The organism is Streptomyces sp. NPDC085900 (genome assembly GCF_044540925.1).
GTDB classification, from domain to species: domain Bacteria; phylum Actinomycetota; class Actinomycetes; order Streptomycetales; family Streptomycetaceae; genus Streptomyces; species Streptomyces gilvifuscus.
Genome location: NZ_JBITSP010000011.1, coordinates 75,865 through 91,513, shown reverse-complemented (window position 1 = coordinate 91,513; position 15,649 = coordinate 75,865). Strand labels below are relative to the sequence as shown.

Genomic DNA, 15,649 nt, shown 5'->3' with positions numbered 1-15,649 from the left:
GCGGAGGAACCGTGGAGACGGGACTCGGGAAGCCGAACAGCTTTCCGAGCCCCGTATTGTTCCGCCATGGCAGTGCCCGAAGTCGTCCCGATCGCCTACGAGCCCAGGAGCCGGACCGAGTCCATCGGCCGGTACTCCGAGGGGCAGTTCCTGGCGTCGCTCACGTACGCCTTCCCCGCCGGATTCCGTCTCGACCACGGCTGGGAAGAGCACAAGCGTCTCTACACCGTCCTGCACACCTTCGACTTCGAGGGCCGCTACCGCGACTCGGAGATCTGGTGTGCGGGCACCTGGGCCGAGCAGTTGCAGGATCCGGACGGTGACGCGTCGGTCCTCCAACGCGCCCGCGTCCACCTGGCCAAGCTGCTGCGCAGCCTGCCCCGCCGCTCCTACACGGACATCGCGATACGGCCGTTCCAGGTCACCGTCGACGACGTGGTGTTCGGCCTGGTGACCGGCGAGGACGAGGAGGGCAGCTGGGCCGAGCTCTACCCGGACCGCCTGTTCTTCTCCTCGCCGTGGGACGGCTCCTACGACACCTAGGACAGGATCCCGGCGCCGGTCGTGGAAGCCAGCTCGGTCGGCAGGTTCTTCGCCGAGGTCTCCAGGCCGGCCGTCAGCGTCGGCGTCCAGTTCACCGTGGTCTTGATCTTCTTGGAGTTGGCGGCGTTGTAGGCGGCGACGACATCGGTCGCGGTGCCGTTGACCAGGTTGCCGCTGCCCGCGATGGAACCCGTGCCGTCACCGCTGACGAGCTTGGCGACCTTCTGGCCGGAGGGGATCTTCCAGTAGTTGGCCTGCGCGACGACCTGCGCCTTGGCGCGGGAGTTGATGCTGTACTGCAGGTCGTAGCCGTTCACGGGCGCCGTGTCGTACACGTTGTTGTAGATGTGGATCTGGCCGAGCCGGGCCAGCGGTGCCCGCTGCACGACGCCCTTCCACACGTTGTGGTGGATGGAGACGCGCAGCTTGCCGGTGCTGTCGGTGTCGCTGCTGCCGATCAGCATGGTCTTGTCGTGGTCGGTGAACCGGTTGCGTTCGACGGTGACCAGGTCGGAGCCCTTGGTGATGTCGAGCTCTCCGTCGTGGATCTGGTACTGGCGGCCGTAGTACGTGGGGTCGGCGGTGTCGAGGCCCGGCGCGTCGGTGAACGTGTTGTGGTCGGCCCAGACGTGGGTGGCGCCGCGCAGGGTCACCGAGTCGTACTGCGAGTTCCAGTTGCCCTTGTCGCCGTCGGTCGGGTCCCACTGCGGGAAGCAGTCCTGGGTGGCGGAGAAGGTGAGGTTGCGGACGATGACGTTGTCCACCTTCTGGATCTGCAGCATGCCGCCGGTGATGCCGGCCCTGGTGCCCGGCACGCCCACGATGCTGGTGTTGGCCGGCACCTTGAAGACGATGTTCTCGGCCTGCTTCTGCTGCGCGGCGGCGCGCGCGGCCTCCTGGGTGCCGGAGGGCAGCTTGGAGCGGCCGTAGGTGGCGGGGTCGAAGGCCTTCAGATAGGCGGCCAGTGAGTAGCCGGTGCCCTTCGCATAGTCGGCGCAGGCCAGCTTCTTGCCGGAGTCGTCGGTGTTGGCGTCGATGGTGCCCTTGACCTTGATGATCCGCGGGGTGGTGTCCGACGCGGATCCCAGGGCCTTCACCAGTTGGGCGCGGGTGGAGACGGTGAAGGTGTGCGCGGCGTCGGCCTTCGCGCCGCCGGTCGTACCGGTACCGGAGGAGGCCCAGCCGTCCTTGGCGGCGAGCGTCTGGTGGTACAGGTCGACGGTCGTCGTCCCGGCGTTCGCGTTCATCACGAGAACACCGGCACCGACACCCGCGGCGACAGCGGCGGCGGACACGACGAGAACACGCCGCTTGCGAAGAGACCGGCGGTGGGTGGGAGCGGCCACGGGACGTCCTTACGTACGGGTGGGAACTGTGCGGATGGAGAAGCTCCGGCGAAGGGGCTTTCGATCCGTCAGTTGCCGCTGGTGCACGTGAGGTTGCCGGGGCCGCGGACTTTTCTGCCGGGCGGGTTTCAGGAGGCTCAGGCGGTCATTTCCAGGCCCAGCGCCTCGCGGGCCGTCCGGACGTGGCGCAGGCCCTCCTGGGCCGTGCGGGTCGCCTGTTCGTACTGTGCGGTCGTACGGGCCTCGGTCAGCTGGGTGCGGGCGGTGCGGTGGCACTCGGCGGCCTCGGTCAGGGCCCGGCCGGCCGTCTCGCCCGCGGTCACCCAGCCGGCGGTGCCGGGCGGCATCAGGCTGCCGCCCAGCCGGATCAGCCAGCGGTTGGCCTCGGCCTCCGCGTCCAGCCGGGAGCCGTCCCGCCCCGTCCGCCCGCGCCGCAGCAGGGTGACGGCGACGACCGCCGCGGTGATCAGCAGTGCCGAGAACGCGATCGCGTGGCCCATGGTTTCCTCCTCGCCCGGCGGCCCGGAGGGCGGCCCTTCCTCGTGGTGTCGTCCCCCATGAGACGCCAGGGCTCTGTGCTCCTCCCCCGGGATTGCTGTGGGCCTCCAGTGAGGTTCCCCAGACCGGCCGGGCAAACGGAAGGGCCCGAAACCGGCGTCGGTCTCGGGCCCTTCGGGTTCGCTCGGGGTTACTTCGGCTGCGGCTTGCGCACCGACAGGTGCAGCTCCTTCAGCCGCTCCTCCTCCAGCTCCGTCGGCGCGCCCATCATCAGGTCCTGGGCGTTGCCGTTGAGCGGGAAGGCGATGGTCTCGCGGATGTTCGGCTCGTCCGCGAGGAGCATGACGATGCGGTCGACGCCGGGGGCGATGCCGCCGTGCGGCGGGGCGCCGAAGCGGAAGGCGCGCAGCATGCCGGCGAACTTCTCCTCGACCGTCTCGCGGTCGTAGCCCGCGATCTCGAAGGCCTTCAGCATGATCTCCGGCTCGTGGTTCCGGATCGCGCCGGAGGACAGCTCGACGCCGTTGCAGACGATGTCGTACTGCCAGCCCAGGATGTCCAGCGGGTCCTGGGTCTCCAGGGCCTCCAGGCCGCCCTGCGGCATGGAGAAGGGGTTGTGCGAGAAGTCGATCGCGCCGGTGTCCTCGTCCTTCTCGTACATCGGGAAGTCGACGATCCAGCAGAACCGGAAGACGCCCTCCCCGAAGTGCCCGGCGCGCTTGGCGGCCTCGACGCGGACCGCGCCCATGATCTTCGAGACCTCGTCGAACTCGCCCGCGCCGAAGAACACCGCGTGGCCGGCGGCCAGCGACAGGCGCTTGGTCAGCTCGGCGACGTTCTCCTCGGTCAGGAACTTGGCGATCGGGCCGGAGAGCGAACCGTCCTCGGCCACGCGCACCCAGGCCAGGCCCTTCGCGCCCTGCGAGACGGCGAAGTCACCGAGCTGGTCGAAGAACTTGCGGGGCTGCGCGGAGACGTCCGGCACCGGCAGCGCGCGCACGTGCTTGCCGGCGAAGGCCTTGAACTCCGAGCCCTCGAAGATGTCGGTGATGTCGACGAGCTCCAGCTGGGCACGCAGGTCCGGCTTGTCGGAGCCGTACTTCAGCATCGCCTCGCGGAACGGGATCCGCGGGAACGGGGAGGTGACGTGGCGGCCGCCGCCGAACTCCTCGAACAGCTCGGTCATCAGCTGCTCGATGGGGCGGAAGACGTCCTCCTGCTCGACGAAGCTCATCTCGACGTCGAGCTGGTAGAACTCGCCCGGCGAGCGGTCGGCGCGGGCGTCCTCGTCGCGGAAGCAGGGCGCGATCTGGAAGTAGCGGTCGAAGCCGGAGATCATCAGCAGCTGCTTGAACTGCTGCGGCGCCTGCGGCAGGGCGTAGAACTTGCCCGGGTTCAGCCGGGAGGGGACCACGAAGTCGCGGGCGCCCTCGGGGGAGGTCGCCGACAGGATCGGGGTCGCCATCTCGTTGAAGCCCAGCGCCGTCATCTTGTGCCGGATCGCCGAGATGACCGCCGTACGCAGCATGATGTTCTTGTGCATGCGCTCGCGGCGCAGGTCGAGGAAGCGGTACTCCAGGCGCCGCTCCTCGTTGACCCCGTCCTCGGCGTTGATCGTGAAGGGCAGCGGGGCGGCCGTGCCCAGCACCTCGACCTCGCCGACCTCGATCTCGATCTCGCCGGTGGGCAGATCGGGGTTCACGTTCTCGGTTCCACGTGAAACAACGCCGCCGTCGACGCGGACGACCGTCTCCTTGGACAGCTTGTCCAGGGCCTCGTACGCGGGGGTGCCGGGACGGGCGACGAGCTGCGTGATGCCGTAGTGATCGCGCAGATCGATGAAGAGGATGCCGCCCAGGTCGCGCCGATTGTGCAGCCAGCCACTCAACCGGACGTCGGTGCCGACGTCAGAGGAGCGGAGCTCGCCGCAGGTGTGGGACCTGTACCGATGCATCGTCGTTCATCGTCCTTCGTGGTGGGGTGGTGTGCGCCGGGTTTGCCGCCCGGCCTGAACGGGCGCACGGCCCGGACCTCCCAAGGGTACCGGCCGCCCCACGGTCGGCTCCCCACCATTTCGTGGCGGTCTTGACAGACGCGTGACGAGCGGCACTCCTGGTGCGGATCGGTGGCACTCCTCGATCACCTCTCCATAAAGTGGGGCAATGCGCACTGGCGAGCCCTTGCCGCCCGTGGGGGAGGTTCTCGCCACCCTCGCGACCGGCCTGTGGACCTGGGACACCGCCACCGAGCTCGTCACGGTCGACGCCGAGGCGGCACGGCTGCTCGGGCTGCCCGCCAAACAGGCCACGCTCACCGAGGCCCAGGCCCGGGCCCGGCTGCACCCGGTCGACTGGAACGAGATCATCAGCGTGGTGGGTCTCGCCGTCGCCGAGCGCACCCTCGCCGAGGTACGCATCCGGATCATGGACGAGCACGGCCGGGTGCTGCGCGTCGTCCGCTCCCGTTCCAAGCCGTCGTACGACAAGGAACGCCATGCCTTCCAGCTGATCGGCACCCTGCAGGAGGTCACCGAGCCCACCCCGGGCACCCCGGCCGGGCGCAGCGCCGTCACCGGTGACTGGCGGCGCTCCCGGGAGGCGTTCCTGCTGGACGCGGGCCGGGCGCTGGCCGAGGCGCGGTCGACGGAGGAGGTACTGCGGGTCGCGGCGGGCCTGTCGATGCCGGGCTTCTCGCCGGACGGGCTGGCGGTCTTCGGCGTCGAGGGCGAGCGGGTGACCATCGTCGGCCTGCACGGCTACCAGCCCGGCGACGAGGACCCGTTCGCCGCGATGCCGCTGGACACGGACCACCCGGCGGCCGAGGTCATACGCTCCGGCCGCGCGGTCTATCTGTCGACCCCGTCCGACTACAAGACCCGCTACCCCGTCATGTGGCAGCTGGTGGAGAGCTTCGGCCGCCAGTCGTGGGCATTCCTGCCCCTGATCGTGGCCGGCCGCACGATGGGCGCCTGGATGGCGTCCTTCGCCTATCCGGTCGCCTTCACGCCCGACGAGCGCTCGGTCCTGACCACCGTCGCCCGGATGCTCGCCCAGGCCCTCTCCCGCGCCGGCGCCGCGGAGACCGAGCGGGCCCTGACCGACGGCCTCCAGCGCTCCATGCTGCCGACGCTCGGCCCGCAGATACCGGGCATGAACGTCGCCGCCCGCTACGTCCCCACCGGCGGCGGCCTCCAGGTCGGCGGCGACTGGTACGACATGATCCCGCTGCCGGGCGGCAGGTTCGCACTGGCCATCGGGGACGTCCAGGGCCATGACGTGCGCGCCGCCGGACTCATGGGCCAGCTCCGTATCGCCCTGCGCGCCTACGCCTCCGAGGGGCACCGGCCCGACGCGGTCCTCTCCCGCGCCTCCCGCTTCCTGCACGGCATGACCGACGGCGACGGCGACGGCGACTCCGCCGACCCGCGCTTCGCGACCTGCCTCTACGTCGAGGCCGACCCGGCCACCGGCACCCTCGACATCGCCCGGGCCGGCCACCCCGACCCGGCGATCCGTCTCGCCGACGGCACGGTGCTGGCCCGCCCGACCGCCGGCGGTCTGCCGCTGGGCATCGACCCGGACGCCGACTACCCCACGACCCGTTTCGCCCTCGAACCCGGCGAAACGATGCTGATCTGCACCGACGGCCTCATCGAGACCGGCGGGCACGACCTGGACAGCGGCTGGCAGCGCATCCGCGAGATCCTGGAGGACCACAAGGGCGACCTGGAGGAACTGGCCGACGCCCTGGTCCAGGGCGTGCACGGGCCGTCCTCGCACCACACCACGGGCCCGCTCGCCGACCGCCGCGAGGACGACATAGCGGTGCTGCTGCTGTGCCGGCCGGGGGAGGGCTGCGGCGAACCGGTGACGGCGACGGCGCCGCAGATCCGGCGCACGATGCTGTCCGTCGCCCAGACCGAGCCGGAACGGGTGGCGGTGGCCCGCCAGCATCTGCGCGAGCTGCTGCACGACTGGCGCTCGCAGGACCAGATCGACTCGGCGGTGCTGCTGCTGTCGGAGATGCTGACGAACGTCCTGGTCCACACCGACGCCGACGCCCTGCTGCTGGCCGAGGTCCGGGGCGAGCCGGGCAGCCGCCGGATGCGCGTGGAGGTCAACGACACCAGCGACGACCTGCCGCACCGGCGCCGCCCCGGGGAGCTGGCCTCCTCCGGCCGCGGACTGGTCCTGATGGAACTGCTCGCCCAGGCGTGGGGCGTGGAGCCGCGGGGCGAGGGCAAGAGCATCTGGTTCGAACTCTACGAGGCCGAGGAGGCGGTCACCCCGTAGGGTGCCGCCTCCTCGGTGATCGCCGTACCGGCCTTACAGCCCGCCCTCGGTCATCCCGTGCACGGCGGGGATGGTGCCCAGCCGTCCCTTCTGGAAGTCCTCGAAGGCCTGCTGCAGTTCCTCGCGGGTGTTCATGACGAACGGGCCGTAGTGGGCCATGGGCTCACGGATCGGCTGTCCGCCCAGCAGCACGACCTCCAGGTCCGGGGTGTGGCTGTCCTGCTTCTCGTCCGCGCGGACGGTGAGCGAGGAACCGGCGCCGAAGACCGCCGTCTGGCCGAGCTGGACCGGACGCCGCTCGGTGCCGACCGTGCCCCGTCCGGCCAGGACGTACGCCAGGCCGTTGAAGTCCTCCCGCCAGGGCAGGGTGAGCTCCGCGCCCGGCGCGAGCGTCGCGTGGATCATCGTGATCGGGGTGTGGGTGATGCCGGGGCCCTGGTGGCCGTCCAGCTCACCGGCGATGACCCGCAGCAGCGCGCCGCCGTCGGGGGTGCTGAGCAGCTGGACGTTGCCGCCGCGGATGTCCTGGTAGCGCGGCGCCATCATCTTGTCCCTGGCCGGGAGGTTCACCCACAGCTGCAGACCGTGGAAGAGGCCGCCGGACATCACCAGGGACTCCGGCGGGGCCTCGATGTGCAGCAGGCCGGAGCCGGCCGTCATCCACTGGGTGTCGCCGTTGGTGATGGTGCCGCCACCGCCCTGGGAGTCCTGGTGGTCGAAGATCCCGTCGATGATGTAGGTGACGGTCTCGAAGCCGCGATGCGGGTGCCAGGGGGTGCCCTTGGGCTCGCCCGGCGCGTACTCCACCTCGCCCATCTGGTCCATCATGATGAACGGGTCGAGGTGCTTGTAGTTGATCCCGGCGAACGCCCGGCGCACCGGGAAGCCCTCGCCCTCGAAACCGCTCGGCGCGGTCGTGACGGCGAGCACGGGACGCGCCACGGCGTCGGCCGGCGCGGCGACGCGGGGCAGGGTCAGCGGGTTCTCGACGGTCACTGCAGGCATGTCGGTACCTCCTTGTGCGGCCAGTTTAGTTGAGCATTGAACTTTCTGCCACCCCACAACAGAAGGAGCCCGGAGGACATTCCCTCCGGGCTCCACCCGCGCGCGGTCGTCAGCCGTCTGCGGAGCATCGGCGTCTAGCCGTACATCCGTCTCATCGCGAACTCCACCATCTGCTCGACCGCCTTCGCGTCGAACACCATCCGGTGCTCGCCCTCCATGTCCAGGACGAAGCCGTAGCCGGTCGGGAGGAGGTCGATCACCTCGGCGCCCGTGATCACGAAGTACTTGGACTCCTTGCCGGCGTACCGGCGCAGCTCCTTGAGGGAGGTGAACATCGGGATGACCGGCTGCTGGGTGTTGTGCAGGGCGAGGAAGCCGGGGTTGTCGCCGCGCGGGCAGTACACCTTGGACGTGGCGAAGACCTGCTGGAAGTCCTCCGCCGACATCTGGCCGGTGGTGAAGGCGCGCACCGCGTCCGCCAGCGAGGGCGGGGACGGCTCGGGGTACAGCGGCGGCTGCTGGCCGTACCCGCCCGCCATCTGCTGCTGCGGCGGGACGCCGTACTGCTGCTGGGCCCCAACGTTCTGGTCGTAGCCGTACATGCCCCACAGAGTACTGACCCCGCACGAGGGCTCGGTCACAGATGTCCGGAACGGGGTTGCTTCTTATTACCGACGGGTAGCATCATCGGAGCTACTTGTTGGTACGTGAACTAGAAGCAGGCGCGAGGATCCACATCAGTGCCTCGCCGATCTCTCTTACGGAGCTGTCGCCATGGGGCACTACAAGTCGAATCTCCGCGACATCGAGTTCAACCTGTTCGAAGTCCTCGGACGGGACCAGGTGTACGGCTCCGGTCCGTTCGGCGAGATGGACACGGAGACCGCGAAGAGCATCCTCGAGGAGCTGACCCGGCTCGCGGAGAACGAGCTGGCGGAGTCCTTCGCGGACGCCGACCGCAACCCGCCGGTCTTCGACCCCGAGACGAACACCGCGCCCGTCCCGGCGTCCTTCAAGAAGAGCTACAACGCCTTCATGGAGTCCGAGTACTGGCGCCTGGGCCTGCCCGAGGAGATCGGCGGCACCACCTCGCCGCGCTCCCTGATCTGGGCCTACGCGGAGCTGCTGCTCGGCGCGAACCCGGCCGTGTGGATGTACTCCTCCGGCCCCGCGTTCGCCGGCATCCTCTTCGAGGAGGGCAACGAGCAGCAGAAGCACATCGCGAAGATCGCCGTGGACAAGCGGTGGGGTTCGACGATGGTGCTCACCGAGCCCGACGCGGGCTCGGACGTCGGCGCCGGCCGCACCAAGGCGGTGCAGCAGGAGGACGGCTCCTGGCACATCGAGGGCGTGAAGCGCTTCATCACCTCCGGTGAGCACGACATGGAGGAGAACATCCTCCACTACGTCCTCGCCCGCCCCGAGGGCGCCGGCCCCGGCACCAAGGGCCTGTCCCTCTTCCTGGTCCCGAAGTACCTCTTCGACTTCGAGACCGGCGAGCTGGGCGAGCGCAACGGCGTCTACGCCACGAACGTCGAGCACAAGATGGGCCTGAAGGCCTCCAACACCTGCGAGATGACGTTCGGCGACAAGCACCCCGCCAAGGGCTGGCTGATCGGCGACAAGCACGACGGCATCCGCCAGATGTTCCGGATCATCGAGTTCGCCCGCATGATGGTCGGCACGAAGGCCATCTCCACGCTGTCGACGGGCTACCTGAACGCGCTGGAGTACGCCAAGGAGCGCGTCCAGGGTCCGGACCTGGCGAACTTCATGGACAAGACCGCGCCCAAGGTCACCATCACCCACCACCCCGACGTGCGCCGCTCGCTCATGACGCAGAAGGCGTACGCGGAGGGCATGCGCGCGCTGGTGATGTACACCGCCTCGATCCAGGACGCGATCCAGATCAAGGAGGCGAACGGCGAGGACGCCAAGGCCGAGCACGCGCTCAACGACCTGCTCCTGCCGATCGTCAAGGGCTACGGCTCGGAGAAGGGCTACGAGCAGCTCGCCCAGTCGCTGCAGACCTTCGGCGGCTCCGGCTTCCTGCAGGAGTACCCGATCGAGCAGTACATCCGCGACGCCAAGATCGACACCCTGTACGAGGGCACGACCGCGATCCAGGGCCAGGACTTCTTCTTCCGGAAGATCGTCCGCAACCAGGGCGCGGCGCTGAACTCCCTCGCCGAGGACATCAAGAAGTTCCTGGCGCTGGGCTCCGGCGGCGAGGAGCTGGCGGGCGCCCGCGAGCACCTCGCGAAGGCCGCCGTCGAGCTGGAGGCGATCGTCGGCCTGATGCTGACCGACCTCGCGGCCACGGAGCAGGACACCAAGAACATCTACAAGGTGGGCCTGAACACCACCCGCCTGCTCATGGCCTCCGGTGACGTGGTCGTCGGCTACCTGCTCCTCAAGGGCGCCGCGGTCGCCGCCGAGAAGCTGCCGTCGGCCTCCGCCAAGGACAAGGCGTTCTACAGCGGCAAGATCGCGGCGGCGAAGTTCTTCGCGGCCAACGTCCTGCCGGGCGTCACCGGCGCGCGCAAGCTCGCCGAGAACGTCGACCTGGACCTGATGGAGCTGGACGAGGCCGCCTTCTAGTCACCCCCCACAAGGGCCCGCTCCCCGTACTTCCAGTACGCGCGGAGCGGGCCTTCGTACGTCGTTAAGGTGAACCCCATGAGCGAACCCCCCCGCTTCGACCGCGGCCACACCGACGACCTCATGTCCTTCCTGACGGCGAGTCCCTCGCCGTACCACGCCGTGGCGAGTGCCGCGGAGCGGCTGGAGAAGGCGGGTTTCCGGCAGGTCTCGGAGACGGACGCCTGGGACGGGACGACCGGCGGCAAGTACGTACTGCGCGGCGGCGCGATCATCGCCTGGTACGTCCCCGAGGGCGCGGCGCCCCACACGCCGTTCCGTATCGTCGGCGCCCACACCGACTCCCCCAACCTGCGGGTCAAGCCCCTGCCGGACACCGGGGCGCACGGCTGGCGCCAGGTGGCCGTGGAGATCTACGGCGGCCCCCTGCTCAATTCCTGGCTGGACCGCGACCTGGGCCTGGCCGGCCGGCTGACCCTGCGGGACGGCTCGACCCGCCTGGTGAACATCGACCGGCCGCTGCTGCGGGTGCCCCAGCTCGCCATCCACCTGGACCGTTCGGTCTCGGCGGAGGGCCTCAAGCTGGACAAGCAGCGTCATCTGCAGCCCGTGTGGGGGCTCGGCCACGACGTGCGCGACGGAGACCTGATCGCCTTCCTGGAGGAGGAGTCCGGTCTGGGCGCCGGCGAGGTCACCGGCTGGGACCTGATGACGCACTCCGTGGAACCGCCCGCCTACCTGGGCCGGGACCAGGAACTGCTCGCCGGGCCCCGCATGGACAACCTGCTGTCCGTGCACGCGGGCGTGGCCGCGCTGACCGCGGTGTCCGCCGGGGGCTCCGGGCTCCCCTTCGTCCCGGTGCTGGCCGCCTTCGACCACGAGGAGAACGGCTCGCAGTCGGACACGGGCGCGGACGGCCCGCTGCTCGGGAACGTGCTGGAGCGCTCGGTGTTCGCGCGCGGCGGCTCCCTCGAGGACCGGGCGCGGGCCTTCGCGGGCACGGTCTGCCTCTCCTCCGACACGGGCCACGCGGTGCACCCCAACTACGCGGAGCGGCACGACCCGACGCACCACCCGCGCGTCAACGGCGGCCCCATCCTCAAGGTCAACGTCAACAACCGCTACGCCACGGACGGTTCGGGCCGCGCGGTGTTCGCCGCCGCCTGCGAGAAGGCGGGCGTGCCGTTCCAGTCCTTCGTCTCCAACAACTCCATGCCGTGCGGCACCACCATCGGACCGATCACCGCGGCCCGGCACGGCATCCGGACCGTCGACATCGGCGTCGCGATCCTGTCGATGCACAGCGTGCGCGAACTGTGCGGCGCGGACGACCCGTTCCTGCTGGCCAACGCGCTCGTGGCCTTCCTGGAGGGATAGGTCCCGTGACCGGCGTCCGCTGGGTGAGCTCCGGGAGGAGGACCACGTCGACGTGACGTGAGCTACGGCCTCCGCATGGTCAGGGCGCGTCCGGGTACACGGAGTTGACCGGAAGTCCGGAACCACCGGACCGGACAGGGAGGCGACGCCATGGGCCTCGGCGGATGCATCATCCTCATCGCCGCGGGAGCCATCCTCACTTTCGCGACCGACTGGCACATGCAGGGGGTCAATCTCGACCTGGTCGGCATCATCCTCATGATCGTCGGGCTGATCGGTGTGAGCACCTTCAGCAGCATCGCCCGACGGCGCCGCGTGGTGGTACCGCCCACGACGCCGGTCATCGACGAGGAGCGCGCCACGCATCGGCGGGACGGCTACAGCGACGGTTACGGCGTCTGATCGGGACGCCCCCGCGTCCATGCCGACGAGCATCAGGGCAGGGCGGGTCCGTCCCCTCGGCGACGAGGGGACGGACCCGCCCCGGTCCTGCGGCCGGCGGTTCCGGTCACCCGGACCCTGCTCAGCCCTGGCGGACCACGTCCGCGCCCGGGCCACCGGAGAGGGTGTCGTTGCCGGGGCCGCCGTACAGCCTGTCGTTGCCGCTGTTGCCGTAGAGCTTGTCGTTGCCGCTGTTGCCGTACAGGACGTCGTTGCCCTTGCCGCCGTAGAGGGAGTCGGCGTCGGATCCGCCGGTGACGGTGTCGTCGCCGTCGTCGCCGGACAGGTACTGGGCGCCGTTTCCGCCGTGCAGCACGTCGTTGCCCCGGCCGCCCTGCACGATGTTGTCGCCGCCGCTCGCGGTGATCGTGTCGTTGCCGTCCTCGCCCCAGGCCAGGCCCTCCGCGCCGACGGTGATCGTGTCGTTGCCCGCGCCGCCGGAGACGTAGGCGCCGTCGAGGCGGCCGGAGTCGGTCGCCCGGTCGTTGCCGGCGCCCAGGGCGATCTGCGCGTAGGTGTAGATCTGGTCGGTGCCGTTGGCGTACTTCAGCGTGTCGTTGCCGTCGCCGAGATCCACGATCACACCCGGGTAGGGGTCCTGGCTGTCCACGAAGGTGACGGTGCAGGAGACCTTGGTGAGGTCCGAGGCGGCGGGGTGGACGCAGTCGTGGCCCGCGGCGATCGGGACGACGTCGTCGATCAGGTACGTGATGCCCGTCTTGTCGGCGGTGAGCGACGCGGTGACGGCGGCCTTGTTGGCCTGGCCGGCGGCGGCCCGGTAGGTGAGCTGCCAGTCGTACTGGTTGACCGAGGCACTGGCCGACGCGGTCGCCGCTCCCGCGGTGCCGGAGAGGGCGAGCGGGGCGGCCAGGGCCGTGCCGAGGACGAGGGCCGCCGCCGAGACGGTACGGGTCACCCGGCGGCGGACGGGACGAGAGAGCATGACGGACCTCCGGAAGGAAAGCGCGGCGCTGTGCGCCCTGTGCCTGATCCGACTCGGCGGTACCGTCTTTGGTTGGACAACTGCCGCACACACGAGCGAAGTTCACCTGCGGGACACCCCTCGGCCCGGTCGAGTACGGGGCCCGGTCAGGTCGGGGCACGGCCGCGTGCGTGGCGAAGGGGCGTCAGCCCGTCGGCCTACCGGCGGCGTTCCGGGCCCGCGGCCGGGGAAGGGGTGGGGACATGAGATTCCAGGTACGCGACCGGCTCCTCGGCTTCGGCGAGGACTACTGGATCGAGGACGAGCGCGGTGACAAGGCGTTCCTCGTCGACGGCAAGGCCATGCGCCTGAGGGACACCTTCGAGCTGAAGGACACCCAGGGACGGGTCCTGATCGACATCCACCAGAAGATGTTCGCGCTGCGCGACACCATGGTGATCGAACGGGACGGCGAGGCCCTGGCCACCATCAGGCGCAAGCGCCTGTCCCTGCTGCGCAACCACTACCGGGTGTCCCTGGCCGACGGCTCCGAACTCGACGTCAGCGGCAAGATCCTGGACCGCGAGTTCGCCGTCGAGTACGACGGTGAGCTGCTCGCGGTCGTCTCCCGGCGCTGGCTGCACGTCCGGGAGACCTACGGCGTCGACATCGTCCGCGACGACGCCGATCCGGCGTTGCTGATCGCGGTGGCGGTGTGCGTGATCCACTTGGCGGAGAAGGACCGGGACGACTGACGGCCCGGTGCTCCGTCAGACCCGGTGCGGGGGTTCCAGGCCGAGCATGCGGTCCTTCAGGGCCGGGAACTGCTCCCGGGTGGTGGCGACCTTCGCGGGGTCGAAGTCCACGGTGAGGATCTCCTCGTCGGCTCCCGCCTCGGCCAGCACCTGGCCCCAGGGATCCACCACGATCGAGTGACCCGCCTGCGGAACCCCCGCGTGCGTCCCGGCCGTTCCACAGGCGAGCACGAACGCCTGGTTCTCGACCGCCCGCGCCCGGGCCAGCAGCGTCCAGTGGTCCCGACGGCGCTCGGGCCAGCCCGCCGGGACCACCAGGGTCTCGGCGCCGGCGTCGACGAGGGCACGGAAGAGTTCGGGGAAACGGAGGTCGTAGCAGGTGGCGACGCCCAGGGTCGTCCCGGGCAGCCGGACCGTCACCAGTTCGCTGCCCGCGCCCATCAGCACGGCCTCGCCCTTGTCGAAGCCGAAGCGGTGGATCTTCCGGTAGGCGGCGGCCAGGTCGCCGGACGGCGAGAAGAGGAGGGAGGTGTTGTAGAGCGGCCCGTCGGGGTCCCGCTCGGGGATCGAGCCCGCGTGCAGCCACACGCCCGCGTCGCTCGCCGCCTTGGCCATGGCCTCGTACGTCGGCCCCTCCAGCGGCTCGGCCTCGGTGCCGAACTCCTCGTACGCGAAGGCGCCCGTGGTCCACAGCTCCGGCAGCACGACCAGGTCGGCCCCGGCCTGCTCCCTCACCAGGGACGCCACACGCCCACGTCGGGCTTCGACCGATTCGCCCTCTTCTACGGCGATCTGGATGAGAGAGGCGCGCACACTACCACCGTCCTGGCATTCGAGCCGTTGATACGGGCCTACGATCGTCACACGAAAGCACTGCCGGGGTGCCTCACAGCAGCGTAACTTGGGGGTCCCCCCGGTTCGAGCACAGCCGAGAATCGGGGGAGTCTCAAGACCGCGCCGAGTGCAGCCACCTCCCACTGGCAACGCCGCCACCAACCGCCCGTGTACCGACCGCCGAGGGGTCCCGTTCCGTGAGTCTGCATCCCACCCTCCAGCCCTACGCCGACGCCTGGACCCATTCCATCGAAGCGATATCCGAGCTGGTGGGCCCACTCGTGGAGGGAGAGTGGAACCGGCGGACGCCGTGCCCCGGCTGGTCGGTCCGCGACATCGTCTCCCATGTCATGGGACTGGACTGCGAGATGCTCGGCGACCCGCGGCCCATCCACACGCTGCCGCGCGACCTGTTCCACGTCACCAACGACCACCAGCGCTACATGGAGATGCAGGTCGACGTGCGCCGCCACCACACGGCGCCGGAGATGACCTCCGAGCTCGAGTACGTGATCATCCGCCGCAACCGCCAGCTGCGCAACGAGTCCCGGGACCCGGGGACCAAGGTGCGCGGCCCGCTCGGCACCGAGCTGACGCTGGAGGAGTCCATGCGGGCCCACGCGTTCAACGTGTGGGTGCACGAGCAGGACCTGCGCGCGGCCCTCGGCCGTCCGGGCAACCTGGACTCCCCCGGCGCGCACATCGCGCGGGACGTGCTGCTCGGCGAACTGCCCGTGGTCGTGGCCGAACGGGCGGACGCGCCGCGCAGTTCGGCGATCGTCTTCGACGTGCACGGGCCCATCGAGTTCCTGCGCACCATCCGGGTCGACATCCAGGGCCGCGGGACCCTGGAGACGGCCCCCGCGCTCGGCCCCGCCGCCACGCTCACCCTCGACTGGGAGACGTATGTGCGCCTGGCCTGCGGCCGGGTGACGGCGGACGCGGTGGCGGACCGGGTGAAGGCGGAGGGCGACCCCCAGCTGACGGCGGCGATCCTGCGGAACTTCACGGTGACCCGGTAGGACGACGCGTGGG

The 15,649-nt window shown here is 70.1% G+C and carries 14 protein-coding genes; 7 read left to right on the top strand and 7 right to left on the bottom strand.

What is annotated here, in order from left to right; genetic code table 11:
- Positions 1 to 66 precede the first annotated feature (66 nt).
- On the top strand, positions 67 to 543 hold the full coding sequence (locus tag ACIGDI_RS32235; protein ID WP_200702586.1) for a hypothetical protein: 477 nt from the start codon (positions 67 to 69) through the stop codon (positions 541 to 543).
- Here ACIGDI_RS32235 and ACIGDI_RS32230 read toward each other — a convergent pair.
- From ACIGDI_RS32230 to aspS, 3 genes are all read right to left on the bottom strand, one after another.
- Positions 540 to 1,889 (bottom strand): polysaccharide lyase family 1 protein, encoded by a 1,350-nt coding sequence (locus ACIGDI_RS32230; protein ID WP_399904027.1) that lies wholly within the window; start codon positions 1,887 to 1,889, stop codon positions 540 to 542. The genes ACIGDI_RS32235 and ACIGDI_RS32230 overlap by 4 nt on opposite strands.
- A 137-nt stretch (positions 1,890 to 2,026) precedes the next feature.
- Positions 2,027 to 2,389: a hypothetical protein gene (locus tag ACIGDI_RS32225; RefSeq protein ID WP_399904024.1), complete on the bottom strand. Its 363-nt coding sequence runs from the start codon at positions 2,387 to 2,389 to the stop codon at positions 2,027 to 2,029.
- A gap of 188 nt (positions 2,390 to 2,577) precedes the next feature.
- Positions 2,578 to 4,341 (bottom strand): aspartate--tRNA ligase, encoded by a 1,764-nt coding sequence (aspS, locus tag ACIGDI_RS32220; RefSeq protein WP_399904021.1) that lies wholly within the window; start codon positions 4,339 to 4,341, stop codon positions 2,578 to 2,580.
- Positions 4,342 to 4,549: 208 nt separating this feature from the next.
- On the opposite strand from aspS, the gene ACIGDI_RS32215 reads away from it, so the two are divergent.
- Positions 4,550 to 6,679 carry a SpoIIE family protein phosphatase gene (locus ACIGDI_RS32215; RefSeq protein WP_399904018.1) on the top strand — a complete coding sequence of 710 codons (2,130 nt, stop codon included), beginning with the start codon at positions 4,550 to 4,552 and terminating at the stop codon, positions 6,677 to 6,679.
- Positions 6,680 to 6,712: 33 nt separating this feature from the next.
- Here the strand turns inward: ACIGDI_RS32215 and ACIGDI_RS32210 are convergent, their stop codons facing one another.
- A complete protein-coding gene (locus ACIGDI_RS32210) occupies positions 6,713 to 7,684 on the bottom strand; it encodes a pirin family protein (RefSeq protein WP_399904015.1) in 972 nt (323 codons plus the stop codon).
- Positions 7,685 to 7,818: 134 nt separating this feature from the next.
- Positions 7,819 to 8,286: an SseB family protein gene (locus ACIGDI_RS32205; protein WP_399904012.1), complete on the bottom strand. Its 468-nt coding sequence runs from the start codon at positions 8,284 to 8,286 to the stop codon at positions 7,819 to 7,821.
- 172 nt (positions 8,287 to 8,458) lie between these two features.
- Between ACIGDI_RS32205 and ACIGDI_RS32200 the strand changes: the two genes are divergently transcribed.
- The 3 genes from ACIGDI_RS32200 to ACIGDI_RS32190 all read left to right on the top strand — a co-directional run bounded on the left by ACIGDI_RS32200 (position 8,459) and on the right by ACIGDI_RS32190 (position 12,064).
- Positions 8,459 to 10,285 (top strand): acyl-CoA dehydrogenase, encoded by a 1,827-nt coding sequence (locus tag ACIGDI_RS32200; protein WP_399904009.1) that lies wholly within the window; start codon positions 8,459 to 8,461, stop codon positions 10,283 to 10,285.
- 78 nt (positions 10,286 to 10,363) lie between these two features.
- Positions 10,364 to 11,662, top strand: a complete 1,299-nt coding sequence (locus ACIGDI_RS32195) for a M18 family aminopeptidase (RefSeq protein ID WP_399904006.1) — start codon at positions 10,364 to 10,366, stop codon at positions 11,660 to 11,662.
- A gap of 150 nt (positions 11,663 to 11,812) precedes the next feature.
- Positions 11,813 to 12,064, top strand: coding sequence for a DUF6458 family protein (locus ACIGDI_RS32190; protein WP_058924231.1), 252 nt, complete (start codon positions 11,813 to 11,815; stop codon positions 12,062 to 12,064).
- 121 nt (positions 12,065 to 12,185) lie between these two features.
- Here ACIGDI_RS32190 and ACIGDI_RS32185 read toward each other — a convergent pair whose 3' ends face one another.
- The gene (locus ACIGDI_RS32185) at positions 12,186 to 13,046 is read right to left on the bottom strand and encodes a calcium-binding protein (protein WP_399904003.1); all 861 of its coding nucleotides are present in this window, start codon (positions 13,044 to 13,046) and stop codon (positions 12,186 to 12,188) included.
- A 242-nt stretch (positions 13,047 to 13,288) separates the two neighbouring features.
- On the opposite strand from ACIGDI_RS32185, the gene ACIGDI_RS32180 reads away from it, so the two are divergent.
- A complete protein-coding gene (locus ACIGDI_RS32180) occupies positions 13,289 to 13,780 on the top strand; it encodes an LURP-one-related/scramblase family protein (RefSeq protein ID WP_200702577.1) in 492 nt (163 codons plus the stop codon).
- A 15-nt stretch (positions 13,781 to 13,795) separates the two neighbouring features.
- Here ACIGDI_RS32180 and ACIGDI_RS32175 read toward each other — a convergent pair whose 3' ends face one another.
- Positions 13,796 to 14,593: a carbon-nitrogen family hydrolase gene (locus ACIGDI_RS32175; protein ID WP_200702576.1), complete on the bottom strand. Its 798-nt coding sequence runs from the start codon at positions 14,591 to 14,593 to the stop codon at positions 13,796 to 13,798.
- A 218-nt stretch (positions 14,594 to 14,811) separates the two neighbouring features.
- Here ACIGDI_RS32175 and ACIGDI_RS32170 point away from each other — a divergent pair, with 218 nt between their 5' ends.
- Positions 14,812 to 15,636, top strand: coding sequence for a maleylpyruvate isomerase family mycothiol-dependent enzyme (locus ACIGDI_RS32170; protein WP_399903999.1), 825 nt, complete (start codon positions 14,812 to 14,814; stop codon positions 15,634 to 15,636).
- Positions 15,637 to 15,649 lie beyond the last annotated feature (13 nt).

Bases quoted from the DNA above. Each gene is read 5' to 3' on its own strand.
- ACIGDI_RS32235 (WP_200702586.1), top strand. From the start codon at position 67: ATGGCAGTGCCCGAAGTCGTCCCGATCGCCTACGAGCCCAGGAGCCGG.
- ACIGDI_RS32225 (WP_399904024.1), bottom strand. From the start codon at position 2,389: ATGGGCCACGCGATCGCGTTCTCGGCACTGCTGATCACCGCGGCGGTC.
- aspS (WP_399904021.1), bottom strand. From the start codon at position 4,341: ATGCATCGGTACAGGTCCCACACCTGCGGCGAGCTCCGCTCCTCTGAC.
- ACIGDI_RS32215 (WP_399904018.1), top strand. From the start codon at position 4,550: ATGCGCACTGGCGAGCCCTTGCCGCCCGTGGGGGAGGTTCTCGCCACC.
- ACIGDI_RS32210 (WP_399904015.1), bottom strand. From the start codon at position 7,684: ATGCCTGCAGTGACCGTCGAGAACCCGCTGACCCTGCCCCGCGTCGCC.
- ACIGDI_RS32205 (WP_399904012.1), bottom strand. From the start codon at position 8,286: ATGTACGGCTACGACCAGAACGTTGGGGCCCAGCAGCAGTACGGCGTC.
- ACIGDI_RS32200 (WP_399904009.1), top strand. From the start codon at position 8,459: ATGGGGCACTACAAGTCGAATCTCCGCGACATCGAGTTCAACCTGTTC.
- ACIGDI_RS32195 (WP_399904006.1), top strand. From the start codon at position 10,364: ATGAGCGAACCCCCCCGCTTCGACCGCGGCCACACCGACGACCTCATG.
- ACIGDI_RS32190 (WP_058924231.1), top strand. From the start codon at position 11,813: ATGGGCCTCGGCGGATGCATCATCCTCATCGCCGCGGGAGCCATCCTC.
- ACIGDI_RS32185 (WP_399904003.1), bottom strand. From the start codon at position 13,046: ATGCTCTCTCGTCCCGTCCGCCGCCGGGTGACCCGTACCGTCTCGGCG.
- ACIGDI_RS32180 (WP_200702577.1), top strand. From the start codon at position 13,289: ATGAGATTCCAGGTACGCGACCGGCTCCTCGGCTTCGGCGAGGACTAC.